At 59.6% G+C, this 21,068-nt stretch carries 22 protein-coding genes; 7 read left to right on the top strand and 15 right to left on the bottom strand.

The window, feature by feature from the left end; all coding sequences use genetic code 11:
* Positions 1-199: 199 nt before the first annotated feature.
* The 3 genes from NZ453_RS19885 to NZ453_RS19895 form a co-directional block, all read right to left on the bottom strand.
* Complete coding sequence (locus NZ453_RS19885) at positions 200-787, bottom strand: hypothetical protein (RefSeq protein WP_263772681.1); 588 nt, start codon at positions 785-787, stop codon at positions 200-202.
* Between the two features lie 40 nt (positions 788-827).
* On the bottom strand, positions 828-1,157 hold the full coding sequence (locus NZ453_RS19890; protein WP_263772682.1) for a hypothetical protein: 330 nt from the start codon (positions 1,155-1,157) through the stop codon (positions 828-830).
* Between the two features lie 208 nt (positions 1,158-1,365).
* Positions 1,366-1,884, bottom strand: a complete 519-nt coding sequence (locus NZ453_RS19895; protein ID WP_263772683.1) for a tetratricopeptide repeat protein — start codon at positions 1,882-1,884, stop codon at positions 1,366-1,368.
* A gap of 153 nt (positions 1,885-2,037) precedes the next feature.
* Here NZ453_RS19895 and NZ453_RS19900 point away from each other — a divergent pair, with 153 nt between their 5' ends.
* Positions 2,038-3,048, top strand: a complete 1,011-nt coding sequence (locus NZ453_RS19900) for an integron integrase (protein ID WP_263772684.1) — start codon at positions 2,038-2,040, stop codon at positions 3,046-3,048.
* A gap of 78 nt (positions 3,049-3,126) precedes the next feature.
* Here NZ453_RS19900 and cysN read toward each other — a convergent pair whose 3' ends face one another.
* The 6 genes from cysN to NZ453_RS19930 form a co-directional block, all read right to left on the bottom strand.
* Complete coding sequence (gene cysN / locus NZ453_RS19905) at positions 3,127-4,407, bottom strand: sulfate adenylyltransferase subunit CysN (protein ID WP_263772686.1); 1,281 nt, start codon at positions 4,405-4,407, stop codon at positions 3,127-3,129.
* Positions 4,407-5,321 (bottom strand): sulfate adenylyltransferase subunit CysD, encoded by a 915-nt coding sequence (cysD, locus tag NZ453_RS19910; RefSeq protein WP_263772688.1) that lies wholly within the window; start codon positions 5,319-5,321, stop codon positions 4,407-4,409. The genes cysN and cysD overlap by 1 nt, the downstream gene beginning before the upstream one ends.
* Before the next feature lie 116 nt (positions 5,322-5,437).
* Positions 5,438-6,217 carry a phosphoadenylyl-sulfate reductase gene (locus NZ453_RS19915; RefSeq protein WP_263772689.1) on the bottom strand — a complete coding sequence of 260 codons (780 nt, stop codon included), beginning with the start codon at positions 6,215-6,217 and terminating at the stop codon, positions 5,438-5,440.
* A gap of 11 nt (positions 6,218-6,228) precedes the next feature.
* A complete protein-coding gene (locus NZ453_RS19920; protein ID WP_263772690.1) occupies positions 6,229-6,747 on the bottom strand; it encodes a DUF934 domain-containing protein in 519 nt (172 codons plus the stop codon).
* Entirely contained in the window at positions 6,740-8,443 is a 1,704-nt protein-coding gene (locus NZ453_RS19925) for a nitrite/sulfite reductase (RefSeq protein WP_263772691.1), read from the bottom strand. The genes NZ453_RS19920 and NZ453_RS19925 overlap by 8 nt, the downstream gene beginning before the upstream one ends.
* A gap of 21 nt (positions 8,444-8,464) precedes the next feature.
* A complete protein-coding gene (locus NZ453_RS19930; protein WP_263772692.1) occupies positions 8,465-9,241 on the bottom strand; it encodes a sulfite exporter TauE/SafE family protein in 777 nt (258 codons plus the stop codon).
* A 130-nt stretch (positions 9,242-9,371) separates the two neighbouring features.
* On the opposite strand from NZ453_RS19930, the gene cysB reads away from it, so the two are divergent.
* Both cysB and NZ453_RS19940 read left to right on the top strand, forming a co-directional pair.
* Positions 9,372-10,319, top strand: coding sequence for an HTH-type transcriptional regulator CysB (gene cysB / locus NZ453_RS19935; protein WP_263772693.1), 948 nt, complete (start codon positions 9,372-9,374; stop codon positions 10,317-10,319).
* On the top strand, positions 10,303-10,656 hold the full coding sequence (locus tag NZ453_RS19940) for a hypothetical protein (RefSeq protein WP_263772694.1): 354 nt from the start codon (positions 10,303-10,305) through the stop codon (positions 10,654-10,656). Before cysB ends, NZ453_RS19940 begins: the two co-directional genes overlap by 17 nt.
* A 42-nt stretch (positions 10,657-10,698) precedes the next feature.
* On the opposite strand, the gene NZ453_RS19945 is transcribed toward NZ453_RS19940, so the two are convergent.
* The 3 genes from NZ453_RS19945 to NZ453_RS19955 form a co-directional block, all read right to left on the bottom strand.
* A complete protein-coding gene (locus NZ453_RS19945) occupies positions 10,699-12,615 on the bottom strand; it encodes a diguanylate cyclase (protein WP_263772696.1) in 1,917 nt (638 codons plus the stop codon).
* Between the two features lie 135 nt (positions 12,616-12,750).
* Positions 12,751-13,212, bottom strand: a complete 462-nt coding sequence (locus NZ453_RS19950) for a methyltransferase family protein (RefSeq protein ID WP_263772697.1) — start codon at positions 13,210-13,212, stop codon at positions 12,751-12,753.
* Positions 13,209-14,324 carry an alginate lyase family protein gene (locus tag NZ453_RS19955; RefSeq protein WP_263772698.1) on the bottom strand — a complete coding sequence of 372 codons (1,116 nt, stop codon included), beginning with the start codon at positions 14,322-14,324 and terminating at the stop codon, positions 13,209-13,211. Before NZ453_RS19955 ends, NZ453_RS19950 begins: the two co-directional genes overlap by 4 nt.
* 272 nt (positions 14,325-14,596) lie before the next feature.
* On the opposite strand from NZ453_RS19955, the gene NZ453_RS19960 reads away from it, so the two are divergent.
* The 3 genes from NZ453_RS19960 (at position 14,597) to NZ453_RS19970 (ending at position 17,267) form a co-directional block, all read left to right on the top strand.
* Positions 14,597-15,346, top strand: a complete 750-nt coding sequence (locus NZ453_RS19960; RefSeq protein WP_263772699.1) for an electron transfer flavoprotein subunit beta/FixA family protein — start codon at positions 14,597-14,599, stop codon at positions 15,344-15,346.
* Between the two features lies 1 nt (position 15,347).
* Complete coding sequence (locus tag NZ453_RS19965) at positions 15,348-16,277, top strand: electron transfer flavoprotein subunit alpha/FixB family protein (RefSeq protein ID WP_263772700.1); 930 nt, start codon at positions 15,348-15,350, stop codon at positions 16,275-16,277.
* A gap of 132 nt (positions 16,278-16,409) precedes the next feature.
* Positions 16,410-17,267 (top strand): HDOD domain-containing protein, encoded by an 858-nt coding sequence (locus NZ453_RS19970; RefSeq protein WP_263772701.1) that lies wholly within the window; start codon positions 16,410-16,412, stop codon positions 17,265-17,267.
* Between the two features lie 51 nt (positions 17,268-17,318).
* Here NZ453_RS19970 and NZ453_RS19975 read toward each other — a convergent pair whose 3' ends face one another.
* Positions 17,319-18,965 carry an electron transfer flavoprotein-ubiquinone oxidoreductase gene (locus NZ453_RS19975; protein WP_263772702.1) on the bottom strand — a complete coding sequence of 549 codons (1,647 nt, stop codon included), beginning with the start codon at positions 18,963-18,965 and terminating at the stop codon, positions 17,319-17,321.
* A gap of 130 nt (positions 18,966-19,095) precedes the next feature.
* Positions 19,096-19,512 carry a cyclic nucleotide-binding domain-containing protein gene (locus NZ453_RS19980; RefSeq protein ID WP_263772704.1) on the bottom strand — a complete coding sequence of 139 codons (417 nt, stop codon included), beginning with the start codon at positions 19,510-19,512 and terminating at the stop codon, positions 19,096-19,098.
* 173 nt (positions 19,513-19,685) lie between these two features.
* Between NZ453_RS19980 and lexA the strand changes: the two genes are divergently transcribed.
* Positions 19,686-20,288, top strand: coding sequence for a transcriptional repressor LexA (gene lexA / locus NZ453_RS19985; RefSeq protein WP_263772705.1), 603 nt, complete (start codon positions 19,686-19,688; stop codon positions 20,286-20,288).
* A gap of 39 nt (positions 20,289-20,327) precedes the next feature.
* Here lexA and NZ453_RS19990 read toward each other — a convergent pair whose 3' ends face one another.
* Entirely contained in the window at positions 20,328-20,990 is a 663-nt protein-coding gene (locus tag NZ453_RS19990) for an ankyrin repeat domain-containing protein (RefSeq protein WP_263772706.1), read from the bottom strand.
* Between the last annotated feature and the right edge of the window lie 78 nt (positions 20,991-21,068).

Here is a 21,068-nt window from a genome sequence, read left to right on the forward strand (position 1 = left end):
ACCTTTCGAGTTCGTCAAGTGAGGCTCTGAGGCGCGGCTCCATCACGCTCCAAAGCTTCTGTGGAATGCGTACTGCTTCGCCTTCAGACGACGACAAGTCCGACTCGCTGCTCATGATGCCCAACGTAGAGCTAACCGGCGCTGCGCGGCTTTATCGCGCAGCGTCCAGCGACCGAAGGGAGCGAGGTTGAGCGCCATGTTAGAGCTTTTTATCAAGCGACTTGGATAGCTTTACAAATTCTTCACGCAGCTTTCCAAGCTCCTCGACTATCGGGTCAGTCTGAACAACCGTGTTGATGTACGGACGGAGATCAACAATCGAAGTCTCGGATATCGACTCGGAGCCTGACATGTACTTTGCTGTAACTTGAAACTGCAACGGGCAAAGCTCTTCGATATTCGAACCACCGAAAAGCGAAGGGCCGTTGCCCAAAATAAAAAGGAGTTGTCCCTCGGGCGGCAGACTGTCTATGACACGCGAAAATGCCGCACTGTTAGCAATATTACGTTCGTCACGCTTTTCACCAAGTTGATAGAAGCTTTTGTCTAAAGAAAGCCTCAGGCTAAGCGCCGCCGTCTTGCCCACGTTCTTGATAGAAAGGCAGAAAAGCTGTGTTCCCGTTCTCACGGTAGCTGATACGAGGATGTAGGGGCGCATCGCTGCGTTTTGTTGGTTCCGCATTGCTGAGACCATGGATTCGTTTGCACGAAGAATCTTGAGTGTTGCCCAAGCGTAGAACGCTGTGATGACAACGAGTGCAAGTGTGAGCCAGTCAGTATTAGTCATGATCGGAAGTGTGGGCATAGTGGCCTGAAAGCTCTAACGTTCAAGGTAACCGGCCTTGCGCGGCTTTATGCGCAAGGTCCGATTGACCGCAGGGTTGGGCGTCTAGCGTTTGCTCAAGATAGTTGACGATGTACTCAACCGGCTCTTGATCTTTGCTCTTGAGCGTTGCGTGGCAGATGCTGCAATAGTCGTCCTTGCCCGGGTCAGGCGCGAAACAAAGTGTGGCAAGAGAGAGGTCGGAAACGGAGAATCCCTCGGCGGCCAAGATGGCCTCGAATTTCTCGCGAAGCCCTTTCAGTGACAACCTCAAGGGCTCGATTTCAGCAAACTGAGGTGGGCAAGGGTCAGCCGCCAGTAGATTGACTTGCATGTGCCCAATGCTGGCGCTGCGGCAGGCGCGTAAGACATGAGGATGCACATAGGACAAGCCACTCACTGCATGGTGAGCAATGCTGTGGCATACGCTACGGAGTCTTTTCCTACGCGGCACGATGTCTAGACGCCCAACGTTTGAATTCACCGGACTGCGCGGCTTTTCGCGCAGGTCCGGTGGAATGATGGGTTAGCCATCTGCACAATCAAAACACTCCATGTCCAGAGAATAATACTGAAAGCTCTTCGCGCTTCTCTTTGGACGGAGCTTTCTCCAGTGCTTGCGCAGCCTCGGCGCAAGCCTCTTCAGGGCGACCAAGAGCGCTGAGCGATACGGCCTTGGTGTACCTCAAAAGCCACTCAAGCGTGACTCCATTTTTCAGAGAAGGCTCCACCGTTTCCAGTGCCAACAACGGCTCATTGCAATGGAGGTAATGCTCAGCAAGGAAATGGCGAGCAACTACCACACCCGAAGTGAATTCGTCTTGATCTTGTTGCCGCTGAACGGCCAAAGCCAACTGGTATTGCTCTCGCGCTTCCGCATACCTGCCAAGAGTCGAGAGCGTACCAGCAAACTCCCCATGATAATCAGGTAGTCCAAGATGCTGAGGGTCAGCTAGGCGAAGTGCTTCTTGATAAAGAGGCACGGCCCTTTCTGCTTGGCCGCCTTGCCAAAAATCAAAAGCCTGTTTTGCCAATTGCGATGCGTGTGATTGATTACTCATGGGAATGGCTAACGTAAAGTAGCCATCCTAAAAGACGGAAAGTTTTGCGTCATGACGGAAAACTTTCCGTCAAATAACTGTACAGACATACAGGTTTTGGGTGATAAACTACGTTCGATCATGATCTTATGTCGAATTTAGTGGGGCCCAAAAATGTATGCAAACCCGTCATCGGTCGAAGAGGCTTCGCCGCGCCTTCTTGATCATGTGCGCAGCCGGATTCGCTTGAAGCACTACAGCATCCGTACCGAGCAGGCTTATTTGGATTGGATTAGACGTTTTATACGTCATTTTGGCAAGCGCCATCCCAAAGACATGGGGGCGGACGAAGTCCAGGAGTTTTTGAGTCATTTGGCGGTACAGGGACGGGTCTCCGCGTCGACTCAGAATCAGGCTAAAAGCGCGCTATTGTTCCTTTACAAGGAGGTTCTTGCGCTGGAGTTGCCTTGGCTGGAGAAGGTGGAATCGGCCAAAACGTCGAAGCGACTTCCGGTTGTTCTCACGCGTGAGGAAGTGGCAGCGCTCCTCGATCAACTGCAGGGAACGCATGCGTTGATTATTCGGTTGCTCTACGGGACCGGGCTGCGTGTCATGGAGGCGCTGCGTCTGCGAGTGAAAGACGTGGACTTTGCGCGTGGAGAGATACTTGTGCGAGACGGGAAGGGAGCGAAGGATCGCGTGACAATGCTTCCATCAAGCCTTGCTTCTGCGTTGCGCGAACACTTGCTCAGAGTACGCGAATTACATCGTCGCGACCTTGAGAGCGGGCGCGGCGAGGTGTACTTGCCCTATGCGCTCGAACGCAAATATCCGAACGCGGGGCGGGAGTGGATGTGGCAGTACGTTTTTCCTTCGGCCTCTCTTTCTGAGGACCCGCGTTCGGGCGCTGTACACCGTCACCACGTTCAGGATCAAGCTGTCCAGCGAGCAATACGCCAAGCGGTGCGCAATGCAGGCATCGCCAAGCCCGCGACGCCGCACACCTTGCGCCACAGCTTCGCCACCCATTTGCTTGAGTCCGGGCACGACATTCGCACAGTGCAGGAGTTGCTCGGCCACTCCGATGTGTCGACCACGATGGTTTACACTCACGTACTCAACCGCGGTGGACGCGGCGTGTTGAGTCCGCTGGACCGACTGAAAGAAAACGCTAGCGTGCGGTAACGCTTTTCTGGTGACGAAGGGATTATCAGGGGCATCGGCCGGGCTCTTTGAGCCCGGCCGAAGATCAGGAAAGAAAGATTAGAGAATCATTCCGGCCCCCACCGTGTTGTTTGTCGATTCGTCAATGACGATGAAAGCCCCCGTACCGCGATTGACGGTATAGCGATCGACGAACAACGGCTGCGCGAGCTTGATGCCCACCTTGGCGATGTCGTTCATCACAAGACGTTCGGCCGACTGCTGCTCCATCGTGTTGATATCGGCGCGGAAGTCGATGCGCCCGAGCAGCGCCTTGCTGTCGCGCGTAGTATGCCGGACGAGGTATTTACGGCGCGGGTCGAGCGGGGTCTCGGAGAGCCAGCAGAGCATTGCGTCAATCTCCTTGGCGACGGTCGGCGCCTCGCCGGCTTTTACGATCATGTCCCCGCGCGAGATGTCGATTTCGTCGTCGAGCAAAAGCGTGACCGACTGTTCGGCAAAAGCACGCGGCAGAGACCGGTCGATGATGCGGATGTCCTTTACGTGCGTTTCCCGCCCCGCGGGCAAGATCGTTACTGCGTCGCCGATGCCGATCGACCCCGACTCTACACGGCCCATGAAGCCTCGGTAGTCATGCAGTTCGGGGTTGGCCGATTCCTGCGGTCGGCAGACGTATTGCACCGGGAAGCGAAACTGCTCGTTGTGTTCGGCGTGCGAAGCGGTGGCGTTTTCGAGTAGTTCGACAAGCGTTGGCCCGGTGTACCAGCCGAGGCGGTTGCCGCGTTCGACGACCATGTCGCCATTGAGTGCGGACATCGGAATAAACCGAACGTCATTGATACCGATCTGCGAGGCGAAGGCCAGGTAATCATCCCTGATGCGGTCAAAGACATCCTGCGCGTAATCGACAAGATCCATCTTGTTGATGGCGACCACGAGATGCGGGATGGTCATCAAGTGGGCGAGGTACGAGTGCCGGCGCGTCTGAGCCAGCACGCCTTTGCGTGCGTCGATCAAGATAATGGCCAAGTCCGCCGTCGAGGCAGCGGTTACCATGTTGCGCGTGTACTGCTCGTGCCCGGGCGCGTCGGCGATGATGTACTTGCGCGTGCCGGTGGTGAAGTAACGGTAGGCAACGTCGATCGTTATCCCTTGTTCGCGCTCTGCCTGCAGACCGTCGGTGAGCAGCGAGAGGTCGATGGCGTCCATGCCGCGCTTCTTGGATGTGCGCGCGATCGCATTCAGCGTGTCGGCCAGAATCGCCTTGGTGTCATAGAGCAGGCGGCCGATCAGCGTGCTCTTGCCGTCATCGACACTGCCGCAGGTGAGAAAGCGCAGCAAGCCGTGGTCGATGGGCGGAATCGGTTCAATCGCTGACATTAGAAATACCCTTCCTTCTTGCGTTGTTCCATGGACGCTTCGGACGTCTGGTCATCCAGGCGCGTGGCGCCGCGTTCGGTGATCGTCGTTGTCGCCGTTTCGGCAATAATCTTGGCGATCGTGTCGGCATCGGATTCCACGGGCGCTGTACAGGTGATGTCACCGACGGTACGGAAGCGGACCTTCATGTGTTCGACCGTGTCGCCCGGTTTGGCCGGGGTCACTTCAGTTACCGGCAATAGGCCGCCGGCTTTACGTACCACTGGGCGCGTGTGGGCGTAATAGATCGATGGCAGTTCCAGCTTCTCGCGTTCGATGTATTGCCAGACGTCGAATTCGGTCCAGTTGGAGATGGGGAAGACGCGGATGTTCTCGCCCTTGAAAGCACGTGCGTTATACAGGTCCCATAACTCCGGCCGTTGGTTCTTCGGGTCCCATTGGCCGAACTCGTCTCGGAACGAAAAAATGCGTTCCTTGGCGCGCGCCTTCTCTTCGTCGCGCCGCGCCCCGCCGATACAGGCGTCGAAACCGAATTCCTCGATCGCTTCGAGCAACGTCACCGATTGATGTTTGTTGCGCGATTCATCGGGCGATTTGAGCACGACTGTTCCGCGCCGCATCGAATCCTCGACCGAGCGTACGATCAACCGTTCGCCTAGCTCGGCAGCGCGCCGGTCGCGGAAGTCGATCACTTCTTTGTAATTGTGCCCGGTGTCGATATGCATCAGCGGGAAGGGAAAACGCCCGGGCCGGAAAGCTTTCTCAGCAATGCGCAACATGCAGATGGAATCCTTGCCTCCGGAAAAGAGCAGGACCGGGTTGCTGCATTGGCCGGCGACCTCGCGCATGATGTGGATTGCTTCGGACTCAAGCCAATCGAGATGGGTGAGCGTGTGTCGGGTTACGGTCGTCATGGTCGATTCTCGGATCATGGTGGTGTCGGCTCTGCTTTGCGTTATGAGTTGCTGGTGGTAGGCGGTTGTACGCGCGATGCTTGTTTATGCGCCCCGTTTTGGCTTCGGCCGGCATTTCATGCCTTAACCTCCACTTCGCGGAGGTTGGCCTTCGCCGAAACTCCGCCTAATGCGTCCTTCACATGAAGGCCACATTCTTTCGTGGCGGGGTTTTCCCACCACCAGCGGCCGGCGCGGACGTCTTCGCCGGGGGTGATTGCTCGTGTACATGGCGCGCAGCCGATGCTGGGGTAGAAGCGGTCATGCAGCGCGTTATACGGCACGCGGTTCTGTCGGATGTATGCCCATACCTCGCGCTCGCTCCAGTCGGCGAGCGGGTTGAATTTCTCCAGACCGTGGGCTTCGTCGAATTGCTGAACAGGCAATCCGTCACGGGTCGCGGATTGCTGCGCACGCATGCCAGTAATCCACGCTTTCTTGCCCGCCAAAGCCCGTTGCAGCGGTTCCACCTTGCGTACGAAACAGCATCCTTTGCGTAACTCCACCGACTCGTAAAACGCGTTGATGCCGTGCTCGCGCGTGTAGCTTTCGACGAGGTCGTGACGCGGGTAGTAAAAGGTAAGCTTGCGGCCGTAACGCGTTTCGGTCTCGGCCATCAGTTCGTAGGTTTCGGCCGGCAGACGGCCGGTGTCGAGCGAGAAAATCTCGATCGGCACATCGATGATGTGGATGAGGTCCGTGAGCACCATGTCTTCGGCGCTCAGGCTGTTGGCCAGCGCCGCGGGCGCATAGTCGGTGGCGATCGAATTCAGTAGAGCCTTCGCTTGTTCGACCTTGCCGGTAAGCGATTCCAACAGCCGCGGGTCGTCGAGATTGAGCCGGTCTATGATGCCCATTGTCATCTCCGTCAAATGGCACGCCGGCGGAAGAGCGGGTACGGTTGGTCGACGGCGGTCTGGTAGCTTTCGCTGAAAGGGCGCAATCCGCCAAGTGCAGCTTCGATGTCCTTGTCGGCCCGCACGGCGTATGCGTCGATCCCGCACCGCTTCATGAAAAAGAGCTGGTCATGAAGAACATCGCCAATGGCGCGAATCTCGCCCTTGAAACCGTAGCGTTCGCGCAACAGCCGCGCCGTCGAGTAACCGCGGCCATCGGCGAATTTCGGGAAATTGATGCCGATTACGGCGAAGCGATCGAGATCACCAGCTAGCGCTTCGGGGCCGTCACTGCTGTCGAGCCAGACACCGACCGGCCTATCGTCGGCATGCGCCGAAAGAATTTCGTCCTTGCGCGCTTTCCAGACCGCGAGCGGCAACAGCACTTGCCCGGCTGGCAGGGTAGCCGTTTCGGCGATTTCACCTTCGCCGAGCTTGAAGACTTCCCACGCGTCGTCGACGACGCTTTCGTGCTTGATGATCTTAGGCATGGGTGGCGCTCCTTTCGGCGCTGGCGACAGGGCGGCGTGTTTCACGGCCGGCATAAGCGCGCTCCTTGAATGGCGTGATGCCGAGCCGACGCACGGTATCTATGAAGCGTTCGGTTGGCGAACGCTGTTCGAGATACACGCCGATAAGTGCCTCGACGACTCCCGGTACGTCGACGGCCGAGAACGAGGGGCCGATCACCGTGCCGATGGCGGCATGGTTGCCCTGTTCGCCGCCGATCGTCACCTGATACCACTCCTCGCCGTTCTTATCGATGCCGAGGACGCCGATCGCCGCCACGTGATGGTGGCCGCAGGAGTTCATGCAACCGGAGATATTGAGCGAGATGTCGCCAATGTCGTAGAGATAGTCGAGATCGTCGAAGACGCGCTGCACGGCTTCGGCGATCGGCACCGACCGCGCGTTGGCGAGCGCGCATAGATCGCCGCCCGGGCAGCAGATGATGTCGGTGAGCAGACCAATGTTCGGGGTCGCGAGATTGTTCTTGCGCGCGACTTGCCAGATTGCATAGAGATCTCGCTCGCTAATATCGGGCAGGATGAGGTTCTGCTCGTGGCTAACACGCAACTCCCCGAAACCGAAGCGATCGGCCAGGTCGGCGGCGACGTCCATCTGTTCATCGGTGATGTCCCCAGGCGGTACGCCGGTTTTCTTTAGTGACAAAGTGACGGCGGCATAGCCGGGAACGCGGTGTGGATGCACGTTACGTTTAGCCCAAGCGGCGAAGGCTTTGTCCTGTGCCAGTCGATCGGCATGCGTCGCATCGTATCCCGGCAGCTTCTCGTAGGGAGGCGGAGCAAAATGCGCCGCGATGCGTTCGAATTCCTCGTCGGGCAGCGTGGCCGGCCCGTCTTTCAGGTGAGCCCACTCCGCCTCGACCTGGCGCGCGAATTCCTCAATGCCCAGCGCATTAACAAGAATCTTGATGCGCGCCTTATACAAGTTGTCGCGCCGTCCGTAGCGGTTGTAGACGCGCAGGATGGCTTCGAGATAGGTGAGCAGATGGCGTCGTGGCAGGAATTCTCGGACCACCTTGCCAAGTATCGGGGTGCGGCCGAGACCGCCGCCGACGAACACTTTGACGCCGATTTCGCTGTGTTCGTCCTTGAGCACTTCGAACCCGATGTCATGCGCTTGGATAACCGCGCGATCTTCGGCGGCAGCATTGACGGCAATCTTGAACTTGCGCGGCAGGAAGGCGAACTCCGGATGGAAGGTTGACCACTGGCGCAGGACCTCGCAGTACGGGCGAGGGTCGGTGAGCTCGTCAGGAGCGATGCCGGCAAAGTGGTCGGTTGTGATGTTGCGGATGCAGTTGCCCGAGGTCTGGATCGCGTGCATCTGCACCGTTGCCAACTCGCCGAGGATTTCTGGCGTCTCGTCGAATTTCGGCCAGTTGAGCTGCATGTTCTGCCGCGTCGTGAAGTGGCCGTAGCTCTTGTCGTAGCGCCGCGATATCTCGGCGAGCTTGCGCAACTGGCCCGAGTTGAGTTGGCCGTAGGGGATGGCGATGCGCAGCATCGGCCCATGGCGCTGGATGTAGAGCCCGTTTTGCAGGCGCAGGGGCCGCAACTCGTCGTCGGAGAGCGTGCCGGCCAGGTTGCGTTCGATCTGGCCGCGGTATTGCGCGACCCGTTCGTCGATCAGGCGTTGGTCAATGGCGTCGTAACGGTACATGAGATTCCTTTTTCTTGACGGCTACGCCGCGATCAGCTTTCCGCCGACGAGCATCAGCATCGTGGCGAGCAGCGGGCGTAGGACGCGTTCGGGGACTTTGGCTGCCGCGTGGCTGCCCAGCCAGATGCCGGGCAGCGATCCGAGCAACAGGCTGGCGAGCAATGAGAGATCGACGCTCCCGATGAGCCAATGCCCGATGCCGGCGACCAGGGTGAGCGGTACGGCGTGAGCGAGGTCGCTACCCACGATTCGGATGGCCGGGAAACGTGGGTAAAGGAAAAAGAGGACGGCAACACCGAGCGCTCCGGCGCCGACCGAGGAGATCGAAACCAGAACGCCGAGGAGCGTCCCAATGGCGACGGTGATGGGTGCCCGGAATTGCGTATGCGCCGCATCATCCGCATGGCTCAAGGCATAACCTATTAGTTTTTGGCGGAAGATGATCGCCACGGCCGTCAGCAGAAGAGCGACTCCGAGTGAGACTGAGATGAGATTAGTGACCTCGGGGCTCTGTTTCGGCAAATGCGAGATCGTCCAGATGGTCAGGGCGGAAGCCGGCAGGCTGCCTGCGGCGAGCAAGCCAGTAATACGCCAATCGACGTGACGCTTCCTCGCGTGTACCATCGTGCCCCCGGCCTTGGTGACCGCTGCATAAAGCAGGTCGGTGCCGACCGCCGTCGCCGGATGGACGCCGAACAGCAGTACCAGCAGCGGCGTCATCAGTGAGCCGCCGCCAACGCCGGTAAGTCCGACGATGCCACCGACGACGAAGCCAGAGAGGGTGTAGAGGTAGTCCATGGGGAACCGGGTCTGAAGTTGGAATTCATGCTAACAGCCGTCTCTTGCTCGAAAAAGAATATCGGGTTAGATTGTTAGAACTGCTAGTTATTTATAACAAACCGGGTTTGACCCGCTTGCCTCTCACGTCATGAAACTGCGGCAGCTCAAATACCTCGTCGAAGTCGCCCGCCGGGGCCTCAACGTCTCGGAGGCCGCGGAGGCGCTTTACACGTCGCAACCGGGGGTCTCGAAACAGATCAAGCTCCTTGAGGACGAGTTGGGTGTGATCGTCTTCGAGCGCTCGGGAAAACGGCTTACGGCGGTCACCGAGCCGGGCCGACGCGTGCTGGAGATCGCCGAGCGCATCCTCAACGAGGCGGACAACATCAAGCGCGTGGGCGAGGAATACGCCGGCGGCGATTCCGGTAGCCTGGTGATTGCCACGACGCACACACAGGCCCGCTACGCGCTGCCGACGGTGGTCAAAAGCTTCATGGAGCGTCATCGGAGGGTGCAATTGCAGATGCATCAAGGGAGCCCGACGCAGATCGCCGAGTGGACGGTCAATGGCGAAGCGAACATTGCCATCGCCACCGAAGCCCTCGACCAGTATCCCCAACTCGTCATGCTCCCTTGCTACCAATGGGGGCACAGCGTCGTCGCGCCTGAGGGCCACCCGATCCTCGCTGAGAAATCGCTCTCGCTGGCGACGCTTGCGCACTGGCCGTTGATTACCTACGACCCGCAGTTCGCCGGGCGGTCACGGATCAACCACGCATTCGATCGGGCCGAACTGACGCCGAACATCGTTCTCACGGCGATCGATGCGGACGTAATCAAGACCTACGTCACGCTCGGTCTTGGTCTCGGAATCATCGCGAGCATGGCGTACGATCCGGCCCGCGATGCCGGATTGCAGGCCATGGACGTTGGCCATCTGTTCGGCTCTAACACAACGCGCATCGGGCTGAGGCGCGGAACGTATATCCGCCAGTACGAATACGATTTCATCGAGTTGTTTGCCTCACACCTCTCGCGTCGGGCGGTCGACATGGCGATGGCTGGCGCAGGAACCGAAGATGAATACCAACTTTGATCCGCGTCGCGGCGGTCCGCAGGGGGTGATTGCCCAGGTTGTCGCCGTGATCGTTGGCGTGCTCGCGCTTGGCGCGGCCTTCATGTTTTCGCTCGTCGTTTTTGCTGTCGTTGCCGTCGCCGGTCTCGGTTTCTGGCTTTACTTCTGGTGGAAGACGCGGGCAGTGCGCAAAGCGCTCCGCGAACAGATGGAGGCGGCGCGTGGCATGTCGTCTGGCGGTGATTTCAAGACAGGCCAAACGTCCGGGCCGCAAGCTGGTGGCGACATCATTGAGGGCGAATCGGTGCGCGTGGTTGAACCGGATAAGCGGCTCGATGAACGCGGCAACCGGGGTTAAGGACCTGCCGGTTCCCAACCTCGCGAGAGAACCGGATACGGCCTAACGAGCCGCGACGACGCGATTTCGGCCGGTCTGCTTCGCTTGGTAGAGCGCGTTGTCTGCCGCCTGGATAAGGTCCTGGCTGTCTTCTTCCGTCCCCGTTGAAACCGCCACACCGACGCTCAGCGTGACCGAGATGCTTTGATCCTGCCAACGGAAATCGGTTTTCTCCACGATGCCGCGGATGCGTTCGCCGATCTGAGTGGCGATGCGCACATTGGCATTGGTGAGGATGGCGGCGAACTCTTCGCCGCCGTAACGAAACACCATGTCTTCCGAACGCGACGTACCGCGCAGGATCTCGGCCAGTTGCCGAAGGATCTCGTCGCCCGCCGCGTGGCCGTAGGTGTCGTTGATACGCTTGAAGTGGTCGATGTCGAGCATCAGGCAGGCGAGCGGGGAGCCGCTGGTCTGCGTGAAGCGCCATTCCGACGCGAGGAAGTCGAGGCCATTGCGCCGGTTGGGCAGTTGCGTCAGCGTGTCGGTTAGCGCGTCCTGTAGCAAGCGTTTCTGGGCCGAAGCGAATTCGTCGGTCGAACGCAGCACGCCCAGGCGCTCGCGGTGAATTTCCTCACGCAGCATCAGCATGCGGCCGGCGGTGTTGAGGTGCACGCGCAAGGCTTGCAGGTTGACGGGTTTGATCAAAACGTCGTCGGCCCCGGCAGTAAGCACGTCCGGGATACGGTCTTCGTCTTCCGGCGCGGCCAAGAGGAGGATGTATCCGTCCTTGCCGAGCGGCGTGCGGCGCAATGTCTTGCAAAAATCGGCCGGCTTGAAACCCGGCATCGACATGTCGGCGATGATGATCTGCGCCGGGCGGCGCAGCGCTTGCTTGAGCCCGTCCGGGGTGTCGTCGACAAGCACCGGCTGGTGTCCCAGGCTGTCGATCTGCTGCATCAGCGGATTTAGGTCGGACGCGTGGATGCCAATCAGCTGTACGTTGAGGCTTGGCGGGCGAACGCGCCGGTTCTCGTTGTCCGGGCCCACTCCCATGCGCCGCAACGGTGGGCTTGCCGCGAGAATTTCGGCAAACGGAGGGATGTCCTGCGTACGCACCTGCAGCTTGCTTCCCCATTCGCGCCACCGTTTGACGGTGCGGTCGACCATCTCGTTCAAGGTATCGCCGCTGATACCGAGACGTGCCGCGCGGGCGAGCAAACTGGGCAAAAGACTCCAGCGGGATTCCTCGTCAACCATGCAGATATGGGCGAGGGCACTCGCGAAACTCAACGAATGGGTTAGGGTCAGCACGCGTGAACCGTCCGCAAAGCCCGCCGCGTCGGGGTTCTCGTGGTGAAATGCCGCCTGGATGAGCACATCGGGCAGGCCCCACTCCTGCAGCATCGTCGCTGCCAGTTCCCGGTGGTCGAGCGAAAAACGCTCCTGTTCGAGACCGCCGATCTCGATGTTGCGTTCGCGCGCTTCAGTCAGCAGCGCGGAATACTCCTCCGGGAAAATCGCCGCCAGCGCGAGTTCGCCTACGCGGGCGAGCAACCCGATGGTAAAGATCTCTTCACTCGGAATCTGGGCGAAATGGGCAAGTTCCTGGCAGGCGATCCCGGTGGCCAGCGAATGGCCCCAAAAAGCGTCGTAGTCAAAAGCGGGGCATTGGCCGCTGCGATGACTGTGCATCACGGATAGGCCGATGACGAGGTCGCGTACCCGGAACGAGCCGAGTGCGACGATCGCGCGGGGCAGTGAGACCATCGGTCGCGAGCGGCCGAACGCGGCCGCATTGGCGAAGTAGAGGATGCGTCCGGCGATTGCCGGGTCGGATTGGACGAGTTGTACGAGGTCAGCGATCCGGAAGTCGTCGCGCTGCAGAAGACGAATGATGGACAACGCGACGCCTTTCGGGGAAGGCAGCTTGCCCGTGGCTTTCAGTGCAGCATATCGATCCGGGTCGACAAAACGCATTCAGCGGGTTCTCGATCATACATATGCTCATCTTAATCCGAACCCGTCATATCGCAACGCCGGCTGTAAGTGTATCTTTTCGTCGGGTTCTCACTGAACGGGGCCCGAGACACGAGCGCCAGTCCGGCGAGGTAGTTACAGCCAGCGGCGCACTTTCCTCATGTAGCTGTCGTATTCCGGCCCGAATTTGGCGGCCAGAGCCCTTTCCTCGGGAGCAATTTGGAAACGGCTGATATAAAACACGAAGAAAATGGGACCGAGTCCCGCGAGCAGGTGCTGCAAACGGACCGCCCATGCAACGAGGATCAGCAGCAGCGCGAGATACATCGGATTGCGGCTGAAGCGATAGACGCCGTCGGTCACGAACGCGGTGGCTGATTCGGGGTGGTGTGGATTGATTGTGGTACGCAATCGGCGGAAGGAGAGCACGGCGCCAACGCCAAAAATGCCGGCGACCGCAATCAGCGCACTTACGATGACGGATTGTCCCGGAACCGGGTGGATGTAACCGGGAAAAAAGTCGGCGGTCCACCACATCGTAAGCGCACATCCCACGACGATGACGGGTGGAGGAACGCTGAGTTCGAGTGCTCTCATTGCAGGAGTTCCCAAGGTGCACGACGGTTCGTCGGCGGCAGGCCGATATGGCGGCTCGTTTCCTCCCAGCGCTGGTCCAGCCGAGATGCCAGCCAAAAAGCCAGACTCGCTCTTTCGGCCGAGAACGGGCCTTTGAATCCCGAAACCCCAGCCGCCGCGCGTTCGGCGTCGAAGCGGACGGTGGAGTGGGCGAACTCCTCATGTGTCTTTTCGCCCCTCGCATACGGCTCAAGCCATGCCAGCGTGCGAGTCAGGCTCTGGCCTTCCGGCCCGGCAACGCCAAACAAGGCTTGGCCATCGTGCTGTGCGAATAAGGCCGCTTCAAGGAGAGGCTCGATGCTATAGACCACATAGTGGATGGCGTCGCGTTCGTCAAAGTCGATCGATTCGCCGTTTGGCCGCAGGTTCCGCGTTATTTGCTCCTTGAACGCGGCCATCGCAACGGCGATGCGCTCGTTATCGCCACAGACGAGAGCGCCCATGACCGCCAACTTGACGCGATGGCTTTGCCAGTTGTTTGTCGACGTCTTGCGGTTAGCCGGCTGCGGTTGCAAATATCGCTGCGACATTGTGCAGGCGAAATTGCGCAGACGGGCGCGAAGTCCGGCTTCGAGGGTAGGTCCGATAAGATGGTCGGCGAGTAGCCATTCGCTGAGTCCAGTCTCATCGATCGGGTTGCCACTGATCCGGTAGGTATCCAGCCATGCCGTCAGGTATTGGCCAGCGCGCTCGGCGTAACGGCGTTCGTTGGTGGCTGCGAACGCTGCCGCAAGTTCCGAGATCCGAGTCCAATCACGCTTTGACTCGTTCGCCCGTCGGTATTCGGCCGTGGTGGGCAGGACTCCTTCGACATGGACGACGGGAAGCGGATCGGGCGGTTTGTTCATGGCGCCGTTCGCGGCGCGGCGTAGCTGCGCCATGTCGGACGGGGTGAGCAAAATGATCCGGCCTCCATTGGAAGCCATTCCTTTCGCCTCGGCGCCTGCTGCCTTCTCGCTTGCGCGAGACAACGATACGACGAGGTCGGCGGTACAGGCACCGACAACAGCGAGGGCTACTGCGAGTGCGAGGATGCGTTCCTTTGGCCGAAACCCTTGGAGCAGACTACCCATTTTTCCATTTCGGACGCGAATATTCCATTTCGGGACGTGACCGCTGGCCGCTGCGTCGAGGCCCAGTGGGCTTCAGAGCCTCCTTCAACACAACGAAAAACGCTGAGAGCACGGTTTGACAGGCCTTCTGACGATCCGTATTCTCCGGCGTGCCTCGGAACAAAGCCGATTGTCCTGTCGGCTTCTCTTCATTGTCAAACTACTGGCTCAGAACCGAATGCGGGGTTGCGCACTCGAAGGGGGCGCATGCGTCAAGTTAAAGGAGATGTGATTTGAAAGTCCTCGTTCCCGTCAAGCGCGTCGTTGATTACAACGTCAAGGTGCGTGTCAAGGCTGACGGTTCCGGCGTCGATACCGCCAACGTCAAAATGTCGATGAACCCGTTCGACGAAATCGCCGTTGAAGAGGCCGTCCGCCTCAAGGAAGCCGGCGTGGCGACGGAAGTGATTGCCGTCTCGGTAGGTGTTGTGAATTGTCAGGAAACCCTGCGGACCGCCATGGCACTCGGCGCGGATCGCGCCATTCTGATTCAGACCGACGCCGAGCTGCAGCCGCTCGCCGTGGCTAAACTGCTTAAAGCCATATGCCAGAAGGAACAGCCGCAGATCGTGCTGTGCGGCAAGCAGGCCATTGACGACGACGCCAACCAGACGGGCCAGATGCTGGCTGCACTGATGGGCTGGGCACAAGCCGCGTTTGCCTCGAAGGTTGCTGTGGCGGGCAACAAAGCCACCGTTACGCGTGAGATCGACGGCGGCACGGAGACGGTCGAAATCGCGCTGCCCGCCGTTGTGACCGCTGACTTGCGGCTCAACGAACCGCGCTATGCAACGCTGCCGAACATTATGAAAGCGAAAAAGAAGTCCCTCGACGTTGTGACTCCCGAAGCGCTCGGCGTCGACATCACACCGCGACTGAGAACACTGAAAGTCGCGGAGCCGCCCAAACGTGCGGCCGGCATAAAAGTGAGCAGCGCTGCGGAGTTGGTCGAGAAACTAAAGAACGAAGCCAGGGTGATTTGACATGAGCATTCTCGTAATTGCCGAACACGACAACGCGGCACTCAAATCCGCGACGCTCAATGCCGTTACCGCCGCGGCTCAGATCGGAGGCGACATTCATCTGCTCGTTGCCGGGGCGGGGTGCGGTGCCGTGGCGGAAACGGCAGCGACAATCGATGGCGTCGCCAAGGTTCTGCTCGTTGACGCTCCCCATTACGGCAATCATCTGCCGGAAAACCTCGCCGTTCTAGTTGCCGCCCGCGCTCAAGGGTTTACGCACATCCTCTCCGCCGCGACGACGGCCGGAAAGAACCTCATGCCCCGCGTTGCCGCGTTGCTCGACGTGGCGCAGATTTCCGAGATCGTGGGTGTCAAGACGCCGGATACCTTCGATCGGTTCACCTATGCCGGCAACGTGTTGACGACGGTGCAGTCTGCCGACCCGGTGAAGGTGCTGACTATTCGTACGACGGCGTTTCCAGCTGCGGGCGAAGGCGGCCATGCACTGGTCGAAACGCTGGAACCGGCGGCGGATGTTGGCGTCAGCCGGCTTATCGGTCGTGAGCTGACCTCATCCTCGCGCCCTGAACTGGCTACGGCGAAGGTGGTTGTCTGTGGCGGTCGTGGGCTCGGCAGCGGTGAAAACTATCACGCCTTGCTTGAACCACTGGCTGACAAACTTGGTGCGGCGCTGGGGGCCTCGCGCGCGGCCGTCGATTCGGGATTCGCCCCCAACGACTATCAGGTGGGCCAGACCGGCAAAGTGGTCGCGCCCGAATTGTATATTGCCGTTGGCATATCGGGCGCCATCCAGCACGTGGCAGGGATGCAGGATAGCCGGGTCATCGTGGCCATCAACAAGGACCCCGAGGCGCCGATCTTCCAGATTGCCGACTATGGGCTGGTGGGGGACCTGTTCGATGTGGTCCCGGCGCTGACAGCCGCTTTGTAAGAGAAGGCACATTGGGCCGGGGAAAGACCCCGCCTCCGTTGGCCTCGGTTTTTTTTGCGCTGCCGTCTCCTTGTCCCGCATTCCGGCAAGCGTTTAGAATGCGTACTGAATTTCCGTTCCTGGAGGCATCGCGTGGGTCAAACCGTATATGAAGCCGCCGAAGCGCTGCGCCGCGTAGTGAGTTCGGCTTCGATCGGCGAACTGAGTTTCCCGACGAGCCTGGATGCCAGCCGCCGAGTGCTCAAGGCGGTGGAGAATCCGGACATCGGAATGGCGGATCTGGCGAAGATCGTCGTTGCCGAACCCCTGCTGTCGGCGAAGGTAATCCGTCTGGCCAATTCCGTCGCCCTCAACCCAAGCAACCTGGTCGTCCGCGATGTACGCCAAGCCGTTGTCCGTGTGGGCATGGAGCCGATCAAGGCGCTGGCCATGACGTTGATCATGGATCAGTTGCGCCAGACACAACGACACAGCGGCTGCCGCGAGCTTTCCAACCGGTTGTGGGAACGCAGTGTTCACGTGGCCGCGTTGTCGTACGTGCTGGCACGCAAACTCACTCGGCTCAATGCCGACGAAGTCATGTTCGCCGGTGTCGTGCGCGACCTGGGTCGCTTCTACCTGCTGGCACGGGCGGCCGAGTATCCAGCCCTGCTTGAAGACCAGACGATGCTCGCCGAGACGATCAATGACTTGGCGGATCGTGCGGCAGCGATGGTCTTGAACGAACTCGATCTGCCGTCGACCGTTGTGGACGCGGTCATGTCATCACGTCGCTTTAGCGGCACGCTGCCTTTGGCTAATGCGGGCGATGTCCTGTTCGTGGCCGCCGCTTTATCACCGCGTCGCGACCCGTTCGACGAACTCGATCCGCGCGCCGTGCCGGCGTCCGAGAGCGCAGCGAGCCTCGGCCTCGACCAGACGACGGTGAGCGAAGTCATCGCCGCATCGGGCGACGAAATCTATTCGATCGTGATCGCGCTGGACAGCTGATCTGATTCGGCCGACTGCGCCCCGGGGATCGACCCGGAGCGTTTCAGAGGACTACATATTGGGATAGTTCGGGCCGTCCCCGCCTTGAGGGACGACCCAGACGATATTCTGCGTCGGGTCCTTGATATCGCAAGTTTTGCAGTGCACACAATTCTGCGCGTTGATTTGTAGCCGCGGCGCGGCTTCAGGCCCCTCGCGCACGATCTCGTAGACCGCGGCCGGGCAATAGCGCTGTTCGGGAGCGTCGTAGAGCGCCAGATTGACGTTCACCGGTACCGAAGCATCCTTGAGCGTCAAGTGGCACGGCTGGTTCTCTTCATGGTTAGTGTTCGATAGATAGACTGACGACGGGCGATCGAAGGTGAGTACGCCGTCGGGCTTCGGATAATCGATCGGGCGACTATGGGCGGCTTTTTTCAGTTTGAGATGGTCGGGGGTTTTGTGTTGCAGGGTCCATGGCGCTTTACCGCCGAAGAGCATCTGATCAACGCCGAACATCGCGCTGCCAACATAGAGCCCTTTGGCCATCCACGGCTTGAAGTTTCTCGCTTTGTACAACTCGTCAAAGAGCCAACTCGCCCGGAACGACTCCGGATAGCGCGATAGTTTATCCGCTTGGCGACCGGACGCGACGGCCTCGAAACAAGCCTCGGCCGCGAGCATTCCCGACTTGATCGCGCAATGGGAACCTTTGATGCGCGCTGCGTTGAGGAACCCGGCGTCGTCGCCGATCAGCGCGCCACCAGGAAAAACCAGCTTGGGCAACGACTGCAGTCCGCCTGCCGTGATAGCACGGGCACCGTAGGCCACGCGCTTGCCGCCTTCAAGAAACACGCGCAGTGCGGGATGCGTCTTGAGGCGCTGGAATTCCTCGAAAGGAGAGAGGAAAGGATTGCTATAGCCGAGGCCAACGACAAGCCCTACGGAAACGAGCTTGTCCTGCATGTGGTACATGAAGCCTCCGCCGTAGGTCGCGGCGTCGAGTGGCCATCCGGCCGTGTGCATGACCAGACCGGGCAGATTCTTTGCGGCGTCGACTTCCCACAATTCCTTGATGCCGATTCCATAGACCTGCGGATCGATGCCCTCGCGCAAATTGAACCGCTCCTCGAGTTGCCGCCCGAGGTTGCCTCGACAGCCCTCAGCAAAAAGGGTGTAGCGGGCATGCAATTCCATTCCCGGCTGAAACGTCGGCCCCTCGCTACCGTCCTTGAGGCGACCCATGTCGCCCGTGGCGACGCCTTTGACCGATCCATCGTCGTTGAAGAGTACTTCGGCGCCGGCGAACCCCGGATATATTTCGACACCCAATTCTTCTGCTTGTTGGCCGAGCCAGCGGCAGAGGCTTGCCAGACTGAGAACGAAGTTTCCCTCGTTCTGAAAACACTTCGGCAATAACCATTCCGGAATCCGCGACGCGCCATGTTGGTCGAGCATCAGGAAACGATCCTCGCTCACCGGTGCGCCGATCGGTACTTCCTTTGCTGACCAATCGGGTATTAGTTCGGAGAGCGCGCGGGTATCGAAGACGGCGCCCGACAGGATATGGCCGCCGATCTCGGCGGCCTTCTCGATCAGGCAGACGGTGACTTCCCTGTCGTTGCTGCTGGCGAGTTGCCTGAGCTGGATCGCGGCGGATAATCCGGCGGGACCGCCGCCGACGATCACGACGTCGTACTGCATTGATTCGCGTTGCATGGAGCGCCTTGAAAAAGGGGTCGGGGAATAAGGGAATGGTCTCGGTCGGCATGCCGCCCGGAACGGCATCCTAAGAAAGATGCCACGCCAAGGTCAATGAATCTCTCGCGGCTGCCGTCACGGCGAGGGGCTACAGACCGGCGAGATTGTCGGTGGTGGCGCGCAACCGTTCAGCGAGCTTGAGTGCGACGGACTGGTAGAAGCGGCTTGCCAACCCAGGAACGGAAACTAGCAAGGACAGGACATCGGCCTTTTCGAGTACGTCGATTTCCGAAGGTTCCGTCGCAATCACGGTAGCGCTCGCCGGTTGGCCATCGACGAAAGAAACTTCTCCGAACACTTCGCCGGGCGCGAGAGCGGTGACGAGGTAGGGCGTCTTGCCGGAACGTTTTTCGACTCTCACCCGGCCCGAGCGAATCACGTAAATGCCGCGCGTCTCGCGTCCTTCGCCGAGGACAATTTCTCCCGCAAGGTGCGTAACCCGCTTCGCCTTTTCTGCCAACAGGCGCAGGTCGTCGGTCGTCAGAAACTGGAAGACATCGCTCATGAAGGCCAGTAAAGCAGAAAAGATCCTCGATTGCCAAGACAACCATTATCCAATGCCACTGCGCGCGAGCGCATTTGGAAAAAGTAGGCTTACGCCTCAAACGCCCCGTGGGCCATAGTGCCTTGATTATTTTCTGTTGCTGTATAAAAATACAGCAACAGAAAGGAAGCCCGATGAACAAGCTAACGCCACGTCAGCGAGAAATTCTCGACTTCATCCGTAATACTGTCGAAGTCCTCGGCGCACCGCCAACACGCGCGGAAATTGCGAACGCATTCGGCTTTGCGTCGCACAACGCGGCCGAGGAGCATCTAAAGGCGCTGGCAAAGAAGGGCGTCATCGTGCTCGAACCTGGATCGGCGCGCGGCATTCGCCTGGTTGAGCAGCTTGGGTTGCCGCTCGTCGGCAGCGTGGCGGCGGGTAGCCCGATCCTGGCGGTGGAAAACGTGCAACGGCGCTATGCGCTCGACGCAAGCCTGTTTACCCCGCGGGCGGATTTCCTCTTGCGCGTGCGAGGCCTGTCGATGATCAATGCTGGCATCTTCGACGGTGATCTCCTTGCCGTGCATCGCACGAGCGAGGCGCACAACGGGCAAATCGTGGTTGCCCGCCTGGACGATGAGGTGACCGTCAAGCGCTATCGTCAGCACGGCCGCGTCGTCGAACTGATCGCTGAGAATCCCGACTTCGCGCCGATAGTCGTCGATACGCGCGAGCAGTCTCTGGAGATAGAGGGTATCGCCGTGGGACTTATCCGCGGCGGCGAGGGGATGTGATGTCAGCGTAATCGCTTCCGCCGTCACGCGGAGCGTGCCCTATTCCTTCGGCGTGTAAGGTTTGAGCACCGCCGTCGTCTGCGGGTGCCGATTCTGTATGGCGTAGAAGAGCGGCATCTTGCCGTCGGCGTCCTTGCTCGCCGGGTCTGCGCCGCGGTCGATCAACATTTTCGAGAGTTTTGGTTGGCCGGTTGCCGCGGCAAGGTGAAGGGCTGTCTGGCCGGAATCCGACTTGGCGTTTATATCGGCTTTCTTTTCAAGCAACAGCTCGACTTCCTGCCGCCCCCCTGAGAGGACAGCGGCGTGGAGCGGCGTCATTCCCACGCGATCCTTCGCGTTGATATCGGCTCCACCGGAAAGCAATAAAGCGGTCGTCTTCGGACGGCCGTAAAACGCGGCCATATGCAGCGGCGTGCGTCCTAACGCATCACGTACGTTTAGGTCGGCGCCCGATTCGAGCAGCGTTTTGATTTGGGCAAGATCGCCTTGAGTCGCGGCCTGTGCCAACTCCGATACTGCAACGGGGAGGGGCTCTTCGCTGCTGACCGGCGAACGGGTTTTTTCCGATGATTTGCCGCAGCCGGCGACGGTCAGCGTCAAAGCGGTCAGGATGATCGTGGCGCCGGTAGCGGCGATACGGAAAGGGTCCCGGAAACGATTTGTCGGGAAGCCGGAACAACGACGATGACTGCTGGAGTTCATGGTTTTGTTGTGTCGCGCAATCACGGATCAATCACGGGTCAAGGGTCAATCATAAACGATTGTGGCGTAGCTGGCCGG

The organism is Propionivibrio soli (assembly GCF_025770765.1).
Classification (GTDB): Bacteria; Pseudomonadota; Gammaproteobacteria; order Burkholderiales; family Rhodocyclaceae; genus Propionivibrio; species Propionivibrio soli.

Bases quoted from the DNA above. Each gene is read 5' to 3' on its own strand.
- NZ453_RS19885 (WP_263772681.1), bottom strand. From the start codon at position 787: ATGACTAATACTGACTGGCTCACACTTGCACTCGTTGTCATCACAGCG.
- NZ453_RS19890 (WP_263772682.1), bottom strand. From the start codon at position 1,157: ATGCAAGTCAATCTACTGGCGGCTGACCCTTGCCCACCTCAGTTTGCT.
- NZ453_RS19895 (WP_263772683.1), bottom strand. From the start codon at position 1,884: ATGAGTAATCAATCACACGCATCGCAATTGGCAAAACAGGCTTTTGAT.
- NZ453_RS19900 (WP_263772684.1), top strand. From the start codon at position 2,038: ATGTATGCAAACCCGTCATCGGTCGAAGAGGCTTCGCCGCGCCTTCTT.
- cysN (WP_263772686.1), bottom strand. From the start codon at position 4,407: ATGTCAGCGATTGAACCGATTCCGCCCATCGACCACGGCTTGCTGCGC.
- cysD (WP_263772688.1), bottom strand. From the start codon at position 5,321: ATGACGACCGTAACCCGACACACGCTCACCCATCTCGATTGGCTTGAG.
- NZ453_RS19915 (WP_263772689.1), bottom strand. From the start codon at position 6,217: ATGGGCATCATAGACCGGCTCAATCTCGACGACCCGCGGCTGTTGGAA.
- NZ453_RS19920 (WP_263772690.1), bottom strand. From the start codon at position 6,747: ATGCCTAAGATCATCAAGCACGAAAGCGTCGTCGACGACGCGTGGGAA.
- NZ453_RS19925 (WP_263772691.1), bottom strand. From the start codon at position 8,443: ATGTACCGTTACGACGCCATTGACCAACGCCTGATCGACGAACGGGTC.
- NZ453_RS19930 (WP_263772692.1), bottom strand. From the start codon at position 9,241: ATGGACTACCTCTACACCCTCTCTGGCTTCGTCGTCGGTGGCATCGTC.
- cysB (WP_263772693.1), top strand. From the start codon at position 9,372: ATGAAACTGCGGCAGCTCAAATACCTCGTCGAAGTCGCCCGCCGGGGC.
- NZ453_RS19940 (WP_263772694.1), top strand. From the start codon at position 10,303: ATGAATACCAACTTTGATCCGCGTCGCGGCGGTCCGCAGGGGGTGATT.
- NZ453_RS19945 (WP_263772696.1), bottom strand. From the start codon at position 12,615: ATGCGTTTTGTCGACCCGGATCGATATGCTGCACTGAAAGCCACGGGC.
- NZ453_RS19950 (WP_263772697.1), bottom strand. From the start codon at position 13,212: ATGAGAGCACTCGAACTCAGCGTTCCTCCACCCGTCATCGTCGTGGGA.
- NZ453_RS19955 (WP_263772698.1), bottom strand. From the start codon at position 14,324: ATGGGTAGTCTGCTCCAAGGGTTTCGGCCAAAGGAACGCATCCTCGCA.
- NZ453_RS19965 (WP_263772700.1), top strand. From the start codon at position 15,348: ATGAGCATTCTCGTAATTGCCGAACACGACAACGCGGCACTCAAATCC.
- NZ453_RS19975 (WP_263772702.1), bottom strand. From the start codon at position 18,965: ATGCAACGCGAATCAATGCAGTACGACGTCGTGATCGTCGGCGGCGGT.
- NZ453_RS19980 (WP_263772704.1), bottom strand. From the start codon at position 19,512: ATGAGCGATGTCTTCCAGTTTCTGACGACCGACGACCTGCGCCTGTTG.
- lexA (WP_263772705.1), top strand. From the start codon at position 19,686: ATGAACAAGCTAACGCCACGTCAGCGAGAAATTCTCGACTTCATCCGT.
- NZ453_RS19990 (WP_263772706.1), bottom strand. From the start codon at position 20,990: ATGAACTCCAGCAGTCATCGTCGTTGTTCCGGCTTCCCGACAAATCGT.